Source organism: Acinetobacter sp. BMW17, from assembly GCF_001592855.1.
Taxonomy (GTDB): domain Bacteria; phylum Pseudomonadota; class Gammaproteobacteria; order Pseudomonadales; family Moraxellaceae; genus Acinetobacter; species Acinetobacter johnsonii.
Genome location: NZ_LSOD01000047.1, coordinates 52,523 through 69,374, shown reverse-complemented (window position 1 = coordinate 69,374; position 16,852 = coordinate 52,523). Strand labels below are relative to the sequence as shown.

At 42.0% G+C, this 16,852-nt stretch carries 13 protein-coding genes and 1 pseudogene; 6 read left to right on the top strand and 8 right to left on the bottom strand.

Annotated elements, in window-relative coordinates; all coding sequences use genetic code 11:
* The first annotated feature begins 136 nt into the window (after window positions 1-136).
* The 3 genes from clpP (at window position 137) to AXW61_RS15070 (ending at window position 2,956) form a co-directional block, all read left to right on the top strand.
* Window positions 137-742: an ATP-dependent Clp endopeptidase proteolytic subunit ClpP gene (gene clpP / locus AXW61_RS15080; RefSeq protein WP_062034980.1), complete on the top strand. Its 606-nt coding sequence runs from the start codon at window positions 137-139 to the stop codon at window positions 740-742.
* Between the two features lie 28 nt (window positions 743-770).
* Window positions 771-2,081 (top strand): ATP-dependent protease ATP-binding subunit ClpX, encoded by a 1,311-nt coding sequence (clpX, locus tag AXW61_RS15075; protein WP_062034978.1) that lies wholly within the window; start codon window positions 771-773, stop codon window positions 2,079-2,081.
* A gap of 158 nt (window positions 2,082-2,239) precedes the next feature.
* A complete protein-coding gene (locus tag AXW61_RS15070; RefSeq protein WP_062034976.1) occupies window positions 2,240-2,956 on the top strand; it encodes a DUF2846 domain-containing protein in 717 nt (238 codons plus the stop codon).
* Window positions 2,957-2,961: 5 nt separating this feature from the next.
* Here AXW61_RS15070 and AXW61_RS15065 read toward each other — a convergent pair whose 3' ends face one another.
* The 3 genes from AXW61_RS15065 to AXW61_RS15055 all read right to left on the bottom strand — a co-directional run bounded on the left by AXW61_RS15065 (window position 2,962) and on the right by AXW61_RS15055 (window position 6,568).
* Window positions 2,962-3,510, bottom strand: coding sequence for a DUF2059 domain-containing protein (locus AXW61_RS15065; RefSeq protein ID WP_062034974.1), 549 nt, complete (start codon window positions 3,508-3,510; stop codon window positions 2,962-2,964).
* A gap of 104 nt (window positions 3,511-3,614) precedes the next feature.
* Entirely contained in the window at window positions 3,615-5,141 is a 1,527-nt protein-coding gene (locus AXW61_RS15060; protein ID WP_004692421.1) for a fumarate hydratase, read from the bottom strand.
* 566 nt (window positions 5,142-5,707) lie between these two features.
* Window positions 5,708-6,568 (bottom strand): AraC family transcriptional regulator, encoded by an 861-nt coding sequence (locus tag AXW61_RS15055; RefSeq protein ID WP_062035238.1) that lies wholly within the window; start codon window positions 6,566-6,568, stop codon window positions 5,708-5,710.
* Window positions 6,569-6,746: 178 nt separating this feature from the next.
* On the opposite strand from AXW61_RS15055, the gene AXW61_RS15050 reads away from it, so the two are divergent.
* Window positions 6,747-7,652, top strand: a complete 906-nt coding sequence (locus tag AXW61_RS15050; protein WP_062034972.1) for a DMT family transporter — start codon at window positions 6,747-6,749, stop codon at window positions 7,650-7,652.
* A gap of 111 nt (window positions 7,653-7,763) precedes the next feature.
* On the opposite strand, the pseudogene AXW61_RS17370 reads toward AXW61_RS15050, so the two are convergent.
* Window positions 7,764-8,172: pseudogene (locus tag AXW61_RS17370) on the bottom strand (NUDIX domain-containing protein).
* Between the two features lie 178 nt (window positions 8,173-8,350).
* The gene (locus AXW61_RS15045) at window positions 8,351-9,361 is read right to left on the bottom strand and encodes a hypothetical protein (RefSeq protein ID WP_062034970.1); all 1,011 of its coding nucleotides are present in this window, start codon (window positions 9,359-9,361) and stop codon (window positions 8,351-8,353) included.
* Window positions 9,362-9,583: 222 nt separating this feature from the next.
* Here AXW61_RS15045 and AXW61_RS17855 point away from each other — a divergent pair, with 222 nt between their 5' ends.
* The gene (locus AXW61_RS17855) at window positions 9,584-9,886 is read left to right on the top strand and encodes a hypothetical protein (protein WP_227556924.1); all 303 of its coding nucleotides are present in this window, start codon (window positions 9,584-9,586) and stop codon (window positions 9,884-9,886) included.
* 155 nt (window positions 9,887-10,041) lie between these two features.
* Here AXW61_RS17855 and pta read toward each other — a convergent pair whose 3' ends face one another.
* The 3 genes from pta to AXW61_RS15025 all read right to left on the bottom strand — a co-directional run bounded on the left by pta (window position 10,042) and on the right by AXW61_RS15025 (window position 15,200).
* Window positions 10,042-12,183 carry a phosphate acetyltransferase gene (gene pta, locus AXW61_RS15035; protein WP_062034968.1) on the bottom strand — a complete coding sequence of 714 codons (2,142 nt, stop codon included), beginning with the start codon at window positions 12,181-12,183 and terminating at the stop codon, window positions 10,042-10,044.
* Between the two features lie 55 nt (window positions 12,184-12,238).
* Window positions 12,239-13,456: an acetate kinase gene (locus tag AXW61_RS15030; protein ID WP_062034966.1), complete on the bottom strand. Its 1,218-nt coding sequence runs from the start codon at window positions 13,454-13,456 to the stop codon at window positions 12,239-12,241.
* A 478-nt stretch (window positions 13,457-13,934) separates the two neighbouring features.
* Window positions 13,935-15,200: a glutamate-5-semialdehyde dehydrogenase gene (locus AXW61_RS15025; protein ID WP_004979082.1), complete on the bottom strand. Its 1,266-nt coding sequence runs from the start codon at window positions 15,198-15,200 to the stop codon at window positions 13,935-13,937.
* 306 nt (window positions 15,201-15,506) lie between these two features.
* Between AXW61_RS15025 and AXW61_RS15020 the strand changes: the two genes are divergently transcribed.
* Window positions 15,507-16,838 (top strand): alpha/beta hydrolase, encoded by a 1,332-nt coding sequence (locus AXW61_RS15020; RefSeq protein WP_062034964.1) that lies wholly within the window; start codon window positions 15,507-15,509, stop codon window positions 16,836-16,838.
* The last annotated feature ends 14 nt before the right edge of the window (window positions 16,839-16,852 follow it).

Sequence of the window (16,852 nt, the reverse complement as noted above, 5' to 3'; positions counted from 1 at the left end):
GTAAAAGGCCTTGCGTTCACAAAGCTTATGCAAAAAATATCTGTTATTTACTTGGGAATATTTTGCATTTTCAGCAATTATCCCTCATATTGTGACTATGAGTTGAGTAACAAAAAATTTAGGAATAAGTAAACGTATGTATATTCCAACTATCGATAATGCCTTAGTTCCAATGGTTGTAGAACAGTCATCTCGCGGTGAACGTTCATTTGACATTTATTCACGTCTTTTGCGTGAACGCGTCATTTTTATGACTGGTGAAGTTGAAGATAACATGGCGAATTTGATTGTCGCGCAAATGTTGTTTTTAGAAGCGGAAAATCCAGATAAAGATATTCATCTTTACATTAACTCACCAGGTGGTTCGGTGACTGCGGGTATGGCGATTTACGATACCATGCAATTTATTAAACCAGATGTTGTGACCTATTGTATGGGGCAAGCAGCATCAATGGGTGCTTTCTTGCTGAATGCAGGTGCGAAAGGTAAACGTTATTGCCTTGAAAATGCACGTGTCATGATCCACCAACCGTTAGGCGGTTTCCGTGGTCAGGCATCTGATATTGAAATTCATGCACGTGAAATTCTGTTCATTAAAGAACGTTTAAACCGTTTAATGGCAGAGCACAGTGGTCAAGACTATGAAACTGTGGCACGTGATACTGACCGTGATAACTTTATGACAGCGCAAACTGCAAAAGAATATGGTCTCGTGGACGAAGTGTTATCTAAACGTCCATAAGTTTTAAAAGTTTAGAATTGGAGTGAATATGTCCGAACATCCTCAAGGACAAAAGCATTGTTCATTTTGCGGTAAAACGCAGTCTGAAGTTGGGAAACTGATTGCAGGCGAGGACGCGTACATCTGTAATGAATGTGTGGACGTATGCTTAGACTTGGTGCAAACCAGTCAACAAGTTGAGTCGGGTGACTGGGCTGCAAAACCCTTGCCTAAACCTCACGAAATTCGTGCGGCACTAGATCAATATGTCATTGGTCAAGATGTGGCAAAGAAAACCTTGTCAGTTGCTGTCTATAACCACTATAAACGTCTTAAAGCGACACATGGTGGACATAAACACGACGATGCTGTTGAAATTGCGAAAAGTAATATCTTATTAGTAGGACCAACGGGTTCGGGTAAAACCTTGCTTGCGCAAACGATGGCCCGTCTTCTCGATGTTCCTTTTGCTATGGCTGATGCCACGACACTTACCGAAGCAGGCTATGTCGGTGAAGATGTTGAAAACATTGTACAAAAGCTTCTACAAAAAGCAGACTATGATGTAGAAAAAGCGCAAAAAGGTATTATCTATATCGACGAAATCGACAAGATTACCCGTAAGTCTGAAAACCCATCGATCACGCGTGATGTGTCGGGTGAAGGTGTACAGCAAGCGTTACTGAAAATGATCGAAGGTACGGTTGCCTCTATTCCACCTCAAGGTGGTCGTAAGCATCCGCAGCAAGAATTCATTCAAATTGATACTTCAAATATCTTGTTCATCTGTGGTGGGGCATTCTCAGGTCTTGAGAAAATCGTACAACAGCGCCAAGAAAAAGGTGGAATCGGCTTCGCGGCTGAAGTGAAGAAGAAAGATGAAGGCAAGAAATTGTCTGACTTGTTCCGTCAAGTTGAAGCGACCGATTTGGTGAAATTTGGTCTGATTCCAGAGTTTATTGGTCGTTTGCCTGTAATTGCGACTTTGGAAGAGTTAGACGAAGAAGCTTTGATGCAAATTCTGACTGAACCGAAGAATGCATTGACCCGTCAATATCAACATTTGTTTGATATGGAAAACGTTGATCTGGTTTTTGAAGACTCAGCACTACGCGCTGTGGCGAAAAAAGCTTTGGATCGTAACACGGGTGCACGTGGCTTACGTTCTATTTTGGAAAATACGCTGCTTGAAACCATGTACGATTTACCAAGTCGTACCGATGTTGGTACGGTTGTGGTGAATGAAGACGTGATTAACGGCACGGCTGCACCATTATTTAAGCCAGAGCGTTTACCAAGAATCGAACAGAAAGATGCAGCTAAAGTTGATTTAAAAGTGATTAACTCAAAGTCAGCTTAAGTTGTTATTCATCTGAAACGTGTGAAAATCGAGTGTTTTCACACGTTTTTTTATATTCAAAAAAAAGAGGGAATGCTACTCTGCATCAATAGGTTGGGATGCCTAGATTAAAACTAAAAATTCAGTATCAAAATAAAAATACGTCGTGAGGAATAGTCATGCGTGCAATGACGATTACGCTTTTAAGCAGTTTAATTTTATTGGGTTGTCATGGAAAAGCGACAGTTGAACAACCTGAATTAACATCAACTCTCAGCCATGAGGTTGATTTTGAACACGACCCAGGCGTGATTGAGCAGTATCGCATTGGAGTGTTTAGTGTAGGTGGATGGGTCAATCAAAAATTAGGACAACGTTTTCAGCGTGTCCAACCCCAGCATGAACAAGCGGCGATGGTTTATCTGTATCGTCCAGACTCAAAATGGAATCGACAAGAAATTGTGGCGTCGAGTTTATTTATCAATAAAGAACGCATTCCAAGCCTGCTGAACAATCATTACTATTGGGTTGAATTACCCGCAGGAACTTATCGTTTATCGAGCAGTCGGCCTTTGGGCATTAACCATTTTCAAAAGCCGAAATATATCGATTTTAGCGTAGAAGCGGGGCAGTCTTATTTCATCAAGTATGATGAAGAGAACTTGTCCACACGTCGTGATGTTTCGGGGCCTTTGGCGGTTATCCCTGAAAAAATTGCGATTCAAGAAATTGCATTTACCCAGTTAAAGTCCAACAGCTACAACTTTGTAGCGGAAGATCAACACACGGGTGAGCTACGAAAGAAAGCGCAAAAACTTAAACCCGCAAAATATGACTCAAGTGAGGATGTTCAGCTGATGAAGCCCTTTAAGCTGTGGAATCCTTTAACCTGGTAAGTGAGCTATTGTACTTTTTTTGCTTGTTCAAATAATGGTGTAAGGGTCTTTTCAATTTGACGATTCATTTCCAGTTGAATAGCTGGATCTTGCATCATTTCAGCAGACATGGCGATGCTATTACGCATGATTTCACTCATCATTTTGCTGCTTTTTTTATTGATAGACTGGCCTAGAGGGGTTTCGAGGAACTGAATGTTGGCCAACACTTCCTCTTCGGTAAAGGTCTGCATATAGACATTTTTAAGCATTTGCATAAATTTTGGATCTGAAATCAATTTACTGCTAAATGATGCCGTGATTTCAGCGATTTGCTTGGCTGCTTTTTGCTGTTCAGTATTGAGTGTTGATGTTTTAAAAATATTCTTAATGATTTCTTCGGCTTGCTGGTCATAAACGGGGCGCATTTCTTGCTGAGACTGTGCTAATGTGCCTTTAATATCGCCGAGTTTGAGCGCCTTTTCTACCGATGCTTCGGTCGCGGGTTTGGCAAAAGACGCTGTGCTAAGGACACATAAGGTAATACCGCAAAGGATGTGATTTAATTTTTTCATTGTTGGTCTATATCTTTTGATTAAGTCTATAAAAGTAGGTAAAAAAAATACCCTTAACATGACCTTAGGATGTTAAGGGTATCCAAAAAAGTAAAACTTAAGTTTTAGCCCGCTGCAGCATCGACTACTGGAATTTTACCAATTTTCGCTTGCCAGATTTTTGGTGCTGTTGCGTGAATAGATGTACCATTCACATCAACTGCTACCGATACAGGCATGTCTTTCACTACAAATTTGTAAATCGCTTCCATACCTAAGTCAGCAAAAGCAACCACTTCAGCTTCACGAATCGCTTTAGACACAAGGTAAGCTGCGCCGCCCACTGCCATCAAGTAAGTTGCTTTGTTGTCTTTAATTGCTTCAACCGCTGCAGGACCACGGTCCGCTTTACCGATCATGCCGAACATACCTGTTGCTTCAAGTACTTGGCGTGTGAACTTGTCCATACGTGTTGCTGTTGTTGGGCCAGCAGGACCAACCACTTCATCACCGACTGGATCTACAGGGCCCACGTAGTAAATGAATTTACCTTTTAAGTCGACAGGAAGCTCTTCACCATTGTTCAGCATGTCTACCATGCGTTTGTGTGCAGCATCACGACCTGTATAAATTGTACCGTTTAGAAGCAAAGTGTCGCCTGGTTGCCAAGCGTTCATTTCTTCTTGGGTAATGGTGTCGAGGTCAACGCGCTTAGAAGTGGATGAATCCCAAGTGACTGATGGATAGTCTTCAAGTTTAGGTGCTTGAATGTGTGCAACACCTGTACCATCAAGTTGGAAGTGTGCGTGACGAGTCGCTGCACAGTTTGGAATCATGCCCACTGGTTTGCCAGCAGCGTGACATGGGTAATCTTTAATTTTAATGTCTAGAACTGTGGTTAAGCCGCCTAGGCCTTGCGCGCCAATACCCAGTGCGTTTACTTTTTCGAAGATTTCCATACGAAGTTCTTCGATTTTATTTTCAGGACCACGACGAAGTAATTCATCCATGTTGATTTCTTCCATGAGCGATTCTTTTGCAAGCATCATGGCTTTTTCAGCAGTACCACCAATACCAATACCCAACATACCTGGTGGACACCAGCCTGCACCCATGGTTGGAACAGTTTTAAGTACCCAATCCACGATTGAGTCTGATGGGTTGAGCATAGCCAGTTTAGATTTGTTTTCTGAACCGCCACCTTTTGCCGCAACGGTAATATCCACTTTGTTGCCTGGAACAAGTTTGTGATAGATCACAGCAGGGGTGTTGTCTTTGGTGTTTTTACGACCAAATGCAGGATCAGCCAGAACTGATGCGCGCAGCACGTTTGAGTTTTCTAGGTAACCTTGACGTACGCCTTCGTTGATTGCATCGTCTAAGCTCATAGTTAAATCAAATTTAACATCCATGCCCACTTCAACGAATACGTTGACGATACCTGTATCTTGACAGATTGGGCGGTGACCCTCTGCGCACATACGCGAGTTAATTAAGATTTGTGCGATCGCATCCTTCGCAGCTTTGTTCTCTTCACGATCATACGCACGGCTCATCGCTTGGATGAAGTCTTGTGGGTGATAATAAGAAATGAACTGAAGCGCGTCTTTGACCGATGTGATCAAATCATCTTGCTTGATAATAGTGGTCATACAAATATCTCTTGAGCGGGCTGATAGCTAGCGGGCTAAATTATAAGACAAAATGCCGAGGTTGTGGATGTTTTGCGAAGCCTTTGGGCGAAAGTTTAATAGTTGAACAAAATTGATGAGAAAATGAGGTTATAAACGGTGGTAAATATGACAAAAATATCTAAATTTAATGAAATATTTCATGTCTAAATTTGGATTATGAATATGATTTATTACTTAAGGTATTGAATATAATGTAAAAATAATAATATTGAAATATGACAACACTGTCATAAAGTTGTCATAAAACTTTCGCATAATGCATTCATCAAACAATAGGACATCGAGCATGTTGACAGGTTTAGTGATGGCTGCGGGCTTTTGTGTATATATCGCAGCGACTTGGATGTACGGTCAAAAAGAAGATCAGGCTTAAGCTTTATCTTCTTTTTTTGTTTTAAGCTTTCTTCAAATCTTCAAATCTTCAAATCTTCAAATCTTCAAATCTTCAAATCTTCAAATCTTCAAATCTTCAAATCTTCAAATCTTCAAATCTTCAAATCTTCACTTTATCCTATCGACTGGTGCTAATTTTTTCGCATTTGGGATGGAGAGTAGCCAAAGTGCTTTTTAAAGCGATGACTAAAATGGCTGCTGGAGCTAAATCCATATTGTTCCGAAATGTCCGTCATATTGGCAGTCGTCTGCTGTAGAGCTTGGTGTGCCAGTTCAAGTCGACGTTGCATTACATATTGGTGTGGTGGCATGTGCATGGATTGCTTAAACATATGAGCAAAATGGTATTCACTGAGCTGAGTTTGTTCAGCCAAATCTGACAGGGTCAAGCTTTGCTGAATATGCTGATCAATCCACCCTAATAACTGTTTCAAAGTATACGGGGACAGCCCGCCTTTGACTTCAGGGGCTTGCCACTCGGTATGGCTATAATTTTTAATTAGATGGTTGAGCAGAAGCGTTGTGGCAGTACTCATCTGCAAGTGATTTTCACGGTTTTGCCAAGCCCCATTGAGTAAAAAGTGTCGATAGATCATGGCAATCTGTGGGTCGGCCACGAAACTTTGCGGATTTAAAGTAATTTGGCTCGGCTCACGATCCCACACCTGTTCGGCGATGCGTTGTAAGTGTTGTTCAGTATAGTACAGATGCACAAAAGTCAGTGAGTCGCGCAGATCCCATGTCGACTCAAAATTCTGTGGCATCAAGCACATATGATCTGGCCCACCACCATTATGCCAACCTTGAGCTGTCTTTTGATAACTGTGATATCCCCCTTGAATATACATACTAAGGGTATGGTGGTTACTACAAACACTGACACGGTCTTGGTTGTTTTGCCACATGGCCAACTGCATGCCCGAACCCAGTTCGACCGAGTCGAGGAGTTGAGCTTTATGTTGTTGTAATTGATCTAGAATCTGATATTTCATCATCTATACGCAGTGCCGAATGGAAGATTCAGTTTAGGACTTTGACTTCATTTTGTCATCTATATTCGAAAATCAGTAAAAACCACAAGTTCATGATAGTGACCACAAGAAGGTGCAAGAAATGAGACACCCAAACCAAGCACAATAGCGTGAGTGGTTTGAGTTTGGTTTAAAGAGTATGAATGCGCTGTTATATGCTTTGGTGGTGGTGATTTGGGGAACGACATGGATTGCGATAAGTCTGCAACAACAAAGTGGAATATCGACCAATGTAGCCGTATTTTGGCGCTTCTTTATTTCGGCTCTGGTGTTGTTTACTTTTGTTGTGTTGTGCCGAAAACTGCAAAAGCTGGCTGTAAAAGATCATCTGTTTTGTATGTTACAAGCGTGCTGTATTTTTGGTTTTAACTTTGTTTGTTTCTATTATGCGGTTCAATATATCAGCAGCGGTTTGGAGGCTGTTATTTTTTCGATGGCGGTCATTTTTAATACCCTCAACGCCAAACTGTTCTTTGGACAACAGGTGTCTAGCCGTTTTTATCCTGCGGCTTTGTTGGGTGGATTGGGGATTATTGCCTTGTTTTGGCATGATGTGATAGGGAGTACCTTAAATAATCATACGCTGATGGGGATTGGCCTTTGTGTGTTAGGAACCTATGGGTTTTCACTGGGCAATATGATCAGTGCGCGTCATCAAAAACAAGGTCTGGATATTTTTACAACCAATGCTTATGGCATGTTGTACGGTTCAATTCTGATGGCATTGATTGCTGGATTTAAACAAGACGAGTTTTTCCCCGCTATGGAATTCAGTGCGGTGAGTGCTTTATTGTATTTAGCTATTTTTGGTTCAGTGATTGGCTTTACCGCCTACTTCTATTTGGTTGGACGGATTGGTGCGGGTAAGGCAGCTTATAGTACTTTATTATTTCCGTTGGTGGCTTTGGTGATTTCTACTATCTGGGAAGGGTATCAATGGCATATGAATGCGGTGATTGGGGTGATTTTGATTTTATGTGGTAATGCAATTTTCTTTATCAAGCCGCCCAAGTTTAGACTGAGTCAAATGTTGAAGCGAAGCTGAGTGATGACGATCTAAAGACACTACAGTTTATAAAGCTTAGACATGAGATCTGGGCTTTTAAATCTATACGCTGTTAGCTCTAGTGAATCAAAATTTTCCCTAAGCTGCGGCTCAATATTTTGATTTTATAAACGCGAGTAATTCTTGGAATAATGGATGCCATTCAGCGGTTGGTGACTCAAAAAGAGGGTGCCAAAAGAAATTAAACTCTAGCCCGCCATCATCATTGCATAAATGTGTCCAGCGCTCTTTTAAAGTCTCTGTGCTATGGCATATAAATACATGCCAGTTAGGACCTTGCTCAGCTGGATGATGTAAACCCAAGTATGAGTGAATGTGTGCAGACGAAATCCCCGATTCTTCATAAAGCTCTCGCAAAGCTGCCTGCTCTAGTTCTTCATTCGTCTCAACTGTACCTTTTACGATTTGAATACCTGCAATAGGATGTTTAAACTAATATTTCTGTTCTTTGATTGATATTTCGAAATATAACTGGGACTACTTTTTCTATTAATGTCATTTTTCAATTTTATCAACTAGGTAGGTCATTATAGCAATTTAAAAGAATAGAACTTCGGCGAAATAAATGTATACAGCTTTACCGCTATGATCATTGGCTATACTGGACATAGTCGTATCTAGAGCTGTCAGGGAATTTTTCTACTGACAATAGCTTGAACCAAATCTGCATGAGCTCATCATGATGCTGTATTGGCTTTAATCCGAAGCGCTTCCATCTCAATCTCAACCATTTTTTGAGAATTGGATCGTTTCTTTTGCAACTCCTCAAACTTTTGTCTATCTGGCGAGCTGGATAAGATAATATTACCCATTTCAATTTGAAGATTATTGTCTTTTTTGAGTTTCTCACGGGCTGCGACTACTTCTGAGCTTTTGAGAGATACCATGTCGTAATTTTGATTCAGGCTTTGAATGCGCTTGTTTGATTTTTCAATTGCAGTTTTCAGAGCACGCAGATCTTTTTTTTCCATCGCATGTTTTATCTCCCACATTGAGTTTTCTGCTTCTTGTTTAGCTGCACTTGTTTGTGCCCCGAGTGCAATGAGGTCATGTTTAATGTCTGCGGCATTATCTTGACTCAGATGTGAGGTGGTCTGCGGTGCAGTGCGAGCCGTAACATTGAGCTCAGCTGTTGATTTTGCTTGTTGTCGGGTGTTGTCTAATGCCCCAGTATTGAGTTGAGGATATACCATGCGTTGTAAGGCTCTCATTTCACTGATAGAGCTTTGTTGTATGACGCTAATTTTTGCTTCTAATCCAGTGATACGATCCATCTGTGGTGGGTTTTTAGTATTTTCTTGTGCGAGCTCAACTCCTAGAAGATGGACTTGCTTAAATTTCTCACGTAACGCAGCACCCTCTTGGCTTTTGAAGTTTGTTGCATCTAGTGCGGTATTAAACGCAAGAGAATGGGTTTTCAGTTGTTCTAGCAGGGCGGGGATGGTATCGACTTCTTTATTTTGACGAGCCGCTTTAAGTGCATCTTGTGCGTTCAAAATGGCTTGAGAGTTTTTATTCGAAATCTGATCTAGGGCATCAAGATCCGCTTTAATGTCAGTTAGATTTGCTGTACTTAAGTTTGTATATGTTGTGGTTGAGTCTGGCGGTGTTTGGTGCTGTTTAGATTCATTACATGCTGTCAGTGAAAATGTTGTCACTATTAGAATTGGAAGCCATTTTTTATTCATTATGAGACCAATGATTTAGAATTTAATTATATCTCTTGAGTATATTGTTTAAGTATCTGAAAAGTAAAGTCTTACTGTTTTATCTGTGTTTGGGCTATGCTTGTAAATATACATTAGTCGAATGTTTGAGAGGCTATACGATTAGGTGGTACTACACTCAGTTCAATTGTATATGCTGGAGAGTGACGAATTTGTATTTAGTGAAAAATGGTTTCACATCGTGTGCTGATTACAGTAGCAATCGCAAAATTACACTTTAAAATAGTTCAAGAGAAGAAAATAATGGAGCTTTCATTTCTTTCAATAGTTGGTTGTTTATTGATAGTTGGTGGATTATTACTTCCAATTTACACAGCAAATTTATTTCCTTTATCAAAAAAATCAAATGACCAGTATCAAGAGATGATGAGGAAAGGTGACCGTGGATGGATTATTGATTTTAAGATCAATCAATGGATAAGAAAAAATTGGATTTACATTCCAATTTTAGGTGTACTCCTCTTTTTTATTGGATTGTTATTTTAAGTGTAGAAGCATTTTATTTAATTAAGTTATTGAAAAATAAGTATAAATTATCTTGATTAACTTTTTCTAAAGATTTATCTTATTGAACATAGCTCTTTTAAAAACAAAAACCACCCAATTTTTCCGTTGGATGGTTTGGATCACATCAAGTTACTTTACGCTGTTGCTTGTTGTTCCGCTTGAATTGCAGTGAGTGCAATTGTAAACACAATATCATCCACCAAAGCCCCACGAGACAAATCATTTACAGGTTTGTTCAAACCTTGCAACATTGGGCCGACGCTTACGACATTGGCAGAGCGTTGCACGGCTTTATAAGTCGTGTTTCCTGTGTTTAAGTCAGGGAAGATAAACACATTGGCACGACCTGCAACTTTAGAATCAGGTGCTTTCGAGCGTCCGACACTTTCAACCGATGCTGCATCGTACTGAAGCGGCCCATCAATCAACAAATCAGGACGGCGTTCTTTCGCTATACGTGTTGCCTCAGCGACTTTTTCAACTTCAGCTCCAGCACCAGAGGTACCCGTAGAGTATGAAATCATTGCAATACGTGGGTCTAAACCGAAGGCCTTTGCCGAGTCAGCCGATTGAATCGCAATTTCAGCGAGCTCTTCGGCATTTGGGTCTGGGTTAATTGCACAGTCACCATAGACATAGACTTCATCGGGTAACAGCATAAAGAACACGGAAGAGACCAGTGAATACTCAGGCGCTGTTTTAATCAGTTGGAATGCTGGGCGTACAGTATTGGCTGTGGTGTGTATTGCACCTGAAACCAAACCGTCGACTTGATCGAGCGCCAACATCATGGTACCCAGAACGACAGTGTCTTGCAGCTGTTCACGCGCTTGTAGCTCGTTCAGTTTGCCTTTACGCAATTCCACCATCTTTTCGACATAGTTTTCACGAATTAAATCTGGATCGATAATTTCTAAGTCATGTGGAAGCTCAATACCACGTGCTTTTGCCACTTCTACTACAGCTTCAGGTTTTGCCAATAAGATACAGTGTGCAATGCCACGAGATTGGCAAATAGCCGCAGCTTGAACTGTACGTGGTTCATCGCCTTCAGGTAGGACAATGCGCTTCTTTGCGGCAATCGACTTTTGGACTAATTCATGGCGGAAAGCCGAAGGCGAGAGACGAGGTTGGTACGAGCCATTCAACATTACCTTTAGCCATTCTTCATTGATATGGCTCGATACAAAACGAGTGACTTGTTCAGCGCGTTCAGTATCATCGACAGGAATTTCATTGCTGAGATTGGCTAAGCTCTGCGCCGTGTCGAACGTGCTGAGCGCTGTATGTAAAATTGGTAAGCCTTGCTTAATCGCTGTTTGGCAGAACGCAAGCACTTGCTCGTTTGGTGTATGGTGTTCAGTTAGGACCAAACCTGCCAGTGGAATACCGTTACTACTTGCTAAGCTGGATGCCAAAAGCACATCGATACGATCTGATGCACTAATGATCAGCTCGCCTGCGACAAACTTATGAAGTTCGTGCTCAATGTTCGATGCAATCAAACTGCTATGCAACACACGACGTTGGATCGCGTCGCCTTGATTGATCCATTCCGCTTGAATGTGTGAAGCCAAGTCCGACATACGCGGTACGCTAAGCGTGTTGCTAAACGGAACCAAGCCAATCACAGGGAGTTTATCTGAACCGAGTTTTGGATGGGTCTTTTGGAGCTCAATTATGAATTTATTGGTATCTCTGATTAAACGCAGACTTGGGTCAAACGTCACTGGAATGTGTGCTGAGTCATCGGGCAAGCCTTTGGTGCGCATCAATAACACACCCGCAGTTCGCTCTGAACTCGCACCCCCAAAGTAGCGTAGTTGACTGTCGACTTTTTCAGCCGTCACGCTCGGTTTATTAATGTCTGCATTACTGACAATAATGACTTTGGCATCGAGTGCTTGCGCAAGTTGTGCATTTAGTTCAGAAGCAAAAGAATCTCGGCTATTCGGGACTAAGCCTTCAACAATAATCAGGTCATGCTTACGCGCAATAGCACGGTGCAAACGAACCGCATCTTCAAGCAACTCATCATTTTCACCTGCACTGAGTTGTTGCAAAATGGTGTGATAACTAATCGGTTCAACGGTTTCGTTTTTTGAAACATGGTGATAGAGTGCTGTGGTACGGTCTGCACCTGTGGTTAGTTCTTGAGAAAAAGGTTTTAAAAATCCAGCCTTAACACCTTGGCATTCCAGCGCATAAACCAAACCCAGACAAGCGGATGTTAAGCCGACGCCTTCCCCAGTGGGCACAAGTAAAATTGTTTTCATATATTTATTCGTCATACAAGAAATTAAAACAGACTTGAGTGAATATAACGATCGCTTAAGCGATCGCTACATTGTCTTCAGACTTTTTTGCAGCAGTTTGAATCACCTCATCGGCCACGGATGCTGTTTCTTTGGCAATACGGCCTTCTTCATCGGTCGGTACAACCCAAATTTGTGGGCCTGTACCTGTATCAATACGACCTTCGGTACCACGTTTTAAACTGTCATTGGCTTCTTTACTCAAGTTAAAACCAAAGTGCGGTAGGAAAGCGACTGTTTTTTCACGAATATATGCCGAGTTTTCACCAATACCACCCGTGAAGAATAAGCCATCAAGACGTGGTAGACCACAGCTCAGTGCGGCCAATGATTTTGCGAGGCGATAGCAGAACACTTCAATAGCTAAAGTTGCATCTTCATTGCCTTGTTCAGAGGCTTCAATCAAAGTACGCATGTCATTTGATAGATCAGACAGGCCAAGTAAGCCCGATTGGCTATTCAACATTTTATCAATTTTATAAATGTCCCAGCCTAGGTTATTGGCAAGGAAACTATGTAAGCTTGGATCGACATCACCACTGCGTGTGCCCATTACGACACCTTCTAGTGGAGTTAAGCCCATTGATGTGTCGACACTCTGCCCATTCCAAACTGCACAAGTAGAGCTACCATTACCCAAGTGTGCGGTTAACCAACCTCCTTGTTTGAAGCTACCTGCCAGTTCTGAACCGCGTTCAGACACATAAGCATGGCTCGTACCGTGGAAGCCATAGCGACGGACATTATGCTCAGTGTATAAAAATTTTGGCACAGCATAGCGATAAGCATGTGCAGGCATAGTCTGGTGGAATGCGGTATCAAATACAGCCACTTGTGGTAGCTCTGGGAATAAACGCATCGTGGCGTCAATCCCAACCAAGTGCGCAGGGTTGTGTAATGGTGCAAGTGGTGTTGCTGCACGAATGCGTTCGACAATTTCTTGTGTTAAAAGCTCAGCTTTGGTCAATGTACCGCCGTGTACTACGCGGTGACCAATGGCTTGAGGGTTATAATGTGAAAGGCGTTCTAAGATGGTTTCCAATGCTTTTTCATGATCGGCATGTGGAATAGACAATTCAAGGGGTTGACCACCCGCAGTAATGCCTTTGATACGAGCGTCAGCAGAACCTAAGTTCTCAGCTAAACCGAAAATACGATCTTCACGACGTTCAGAAACGAGCGCATATTTGATTGATGAAGATCCGCAGTTAATTACTAATACTGATGTAGACACGTTTTAATACCTGATTCTAATTGAATTATCCGTCCTAGAACTGATCTTCATGCAGTACTTTCTTATGCAATCTTGATCATTTTTTATGTTGTATCATGTGTATATTTTTAGTCCAAGATAGACTTTAGGTGATTAGACTTAAGCACTATCGACCATCTGATGAATAATAATTAAAATTTATCGGTTCATGATTTTCATTTATTCATGAAATGATGCCGAATTATTCATCAACTTCAACGCTATAAAAATAACACGCTATCTGCTGAAAGCAGTTGAATATATTGTGGCGTTCCTGTTTATTTTTGATATGTCATTTTAGATCCACACATAATCGCATGCGCAATCAGCGCGACCATCAAAAAAATCATGATTTCCTCTAGATTTTAAGGATTCGCAGATGCAGAGAATGTTTAGATATAAAAAATGTTCAGCCCTTTGGAAAGAGCTGAACATAGATATTTAAAAGGTGTCGGATGAGTTATTGGCGAATTTGACCATCACCAAACACAATCCATTTTTGTGAAGTCAGGCCTTCTAAGCCGACTGGCCCACGGGCATGGATTTTATCAGTTGAGATACCAATTTCTGCACCTAAGCCATATTCAAAACCATCGGCAAAACGGGTCGAGGCATTGATCATGACAGAACTCGAATCAACAGCGGCCAAGAACTCGCGAGCTAGGGAGTAGTTTTCTGTAATGATCGAATCGGTATGATGCGAGCCATATTTATTGATATGCTCAATCGCCTCTTCCATACCAGACACCACCTTCACTGCCAAAATTGGACCGAGGTATTCCGTGTACCAATCTTCTTCTGTCGCCGTTTTGACTGTCGCACCTAAAATGCGCTGAGTTTCAGCACAGCCGCGTAACTCCACTTGTTTTTCAGTGTAGAGCTCAGCGACACGCGGTAAAAACTCATCTGCGACTTTTTCATCGACCAGCAAAGTTTCCATTGCATTACATACGCCATAACGGTGAGTTTTTGCATTGAGCGCAATCGGTAGGGCTTTTTGTAGGTCAGCTTGCGCTTCAACATAAACGTGACAGTTCCCATCCAAGTGTTTAATCACAGGGACACGGGCTTCATTACTGATACGTTCAATCAGGCCTTTGCCTCCACGTGGAACAATTACATCGACAAATTCAGTGAGTGTAATCAGTTGCCCCACGGCTGCACGGTCTGCGGTGTTAATGACTTGAACCGCATGTTCAGGTAAACCCGCCAGTTTTAAACCGCGTTGAATAGCTTCAGCAATGGCTTTATTGGACTCGAGTGCTTCAGAACCACCACGTAAAATAATAGCATTACCCGATTTAAGTGCTAAAGACGCGGCTTCTAAGGTCACATTTGGGCGAGACTCGTAAATCATGCCAACCACGCCTAAAGGAACGCGCATCTTACCGAGCTGGATTCCTGACGGACGATAGGCCATGTCGGTGATTTCACCAACAGGATCTTTGAGGCCAATCACATCTTTTAAGCCTTGCAACATGCCTTTAAAGCGTGCGGGAGACAGTTCTAAGCGATCAAGTAAAGCACTGTCTAAGTTATTGCTGTGCGCTTTGTTCATATCTGCTTGGTTCGCCGCTAAAATAGTGGGCTCACTGTTGACTAAAGCAGTATAAATAGCTGACAACGCATTGTTTTTAGTTTCGGTAGAGGCACGCGCCAAAATACGAGAAGCTTGACGTGCTTGCTGTCCTACCGTTTGCATATATTGTTCAATCGACTCTTGCATAGCGGTTTGATCACTTAGAAATTTCACAGAAGATAGTAACAGCCTAACACTCGACCGCATAGTCTCTACATGAAAAATCCAGCGTATAGGCGGACTTATACATATTTTGAAATTGTTTTTTATCTAAAACATGATGAGCGGTTACACAATCTGTTGCGTGTAAAACAGTGCTCTGTATAGAATGAATTTTAGGACATGAAGTCCTTGCATAATTATTACAACACTGAACACCCTGTTGTCGTTGACAGGCGTGATCGTGCATTTCTTGCAAAACAAAAAGTACAGGCAAGAGTAGAGGGAAGGAACATGAATTCTATGATTCAAAGGGATGCCGAGCTAGATGACGCGAATTTACGCTTAGGTTTTTTTGATGTTTACCATCGTAACAGCTTTAAAGAACCTGCACGAACCACATGGATTGAGGGCTGGAAAGTCGAATACATGGCGATTGCTCGGCCAGAGTCATTCCATCGCACGCCTATCGTGATTATTGGTGGGGCATTTCAAAACTTTAATTCCTACAAATACTGTGTTGAACAACTGCTCGATGCCGGTCCGATTGTCCTGATTGATTTGCCTTCAATGGGTGCCAATCAACAAATTCGTAATATCGATACGGGCTTGTCTGCAGGAACATTAGAACTGGGTGATCTCGCGAAAATGCTCGGTGTTTGGTTAGACATTGAAGGATTAGACAAAGTTTCAGTGATGGGCATGTCACTGGGCTCAGTGGTGGCGTCTTGTCTAGCCAATCAACGACCAGAGCTGATTGACCGTATGATTTTAATGGGTGTGATGCAAAAGACCCGTAAAAGCTGGCGGATGTTGCTGGAGGAATCGTTACATTTAATGCGTGAACAACGCATGGATGAGTTTGGTCAGGCCGTGATTTTGTATTTGGTCAATCATGCCAAAATGGATAAAACCAAAATGTCACCCACAGCCAAACGTTTGTTCTTCAGACAGATGGCGGAGTTTACCGTAACAGAACAAGAGCGCTATGAAATCAACTGTAATCGTTTGCTTCGCCTCACCGATGTGCCGATTCCACAGTGTAAAGTCTTGGTGGCCTGTGGCCAATATGACAGTTTTACTTTGCCACATGAAAATGCCAACTTTGCTTTACAATGTCCTGACATGGAATATGCGCAAATTGCCAATGCAGACCATGTGCCACAGCTACAACGCCGTAAAGAAACCATGCATTTGTTTGCGACGTTTCTGAAGGACGAGTCCATTCAACACTTAGACGGGATTATCCCCTTTAGTCGAGCACAAATGTTGGAAATGGAGCGCCGTGGTGAAGAGCGGGTTCAGATTCAACACCCTGAAACCTTTTTAAGCTATCGCCATTCGGATTTGGTGATTGCGACAGAAGTGATGGATTTGAACTACTTTGGGGTGCTTTTACGTTTTGAGTCAGACTTGGCTGCTGTGGCGGCTAAATATCCGCGTGATTTAGCTTTGCACTTGAGCGATGACGAAGGCGAGTTTCAGATTGAATGTTTAATTTTTGCCGAAGATGGACCGCACCTTCGTGCCTTATTTAAACATGGCAGTTTTGAACTCGCGGAGCGACTGCTTCGCTTTGTGGGGCGTCAGAAACAAGAACAGACGTTGCTCGAAGCCGTGAGTTAAGTGAAAGTCAAAAA

Coding starts and splice junctions, on each gene's coding strand:
- AXW61_RS15060 (WP_004692421.1), bottom strand. CDS start 5,141: ATGACCACTATTATCAAGCAAGATGATTTGATCACATCGGTCAAAGAC.
- AXW61_RS15020 (WP_062034964.1), top strand. CDS start 15,507: ATGAATTCTATGATTCAAAGGGATGCCGAGCTAGATGACGCGAATTTA.
- pta (WP_062034968.1), bottom strand. CDS start 12,183: ATGAAAACAATTTTACTTGTGCCCACTGGGGAAGGCGTCGGCTTAACA.
- AXW61_RS15050 (WP_062034972.1), top strand. CDS start 6,747: ATGAATGCGCTGTTATATGCTTTGGTGGTGGTGATTTGGGGAACGACA.
- AXW61_RS15025 (WP_004979082.1), bottom strand. CDS start 15,200: ATGCAAGAGTCGATTGAACAATATATGCAAACGGTAGGACAGCAAGCA.
- clpX (WP_062034978.1), top strand. CDS start 771: ATGTCCGAACATCCTCAAGGACAAAAGCATTGTTCATTTTGCGGTAAA.
- clpP (WP_062034980.1), top strand. CDS start 137: ATGTATATTCCAACTATCGATAATGCCTTAGTTCCAATGGTTGTAGAA.
- AXW61_RS15055 (WP_062035238.1), bottom strand. CDS start 6,568: ATGAAATATCAGATTCTAGATCAATTACAACAACATAAAGCTCAACTC.
- AXW61_RS15070 (WP_062034976.1), top strand. CDS start 2,240: ATGCGTGCAATGACGATTACGCTTTTAAGCAGTTTAATTTTATTGGGT.
- AXW61_RS15065 (WP_062034974.1), bottom strand. CDS start 3,510: ATGAAAAAATTAAATCACATCCTTTGCGGTATTACCTTATGTGTCCTT.
- AXW61_RS15045 (WP_062034970.1), bottom strand. CDS start 9,361: ATGAATAAAAAATGGCTTCCAATTCTAATAGTGACAACATTTTCACTG.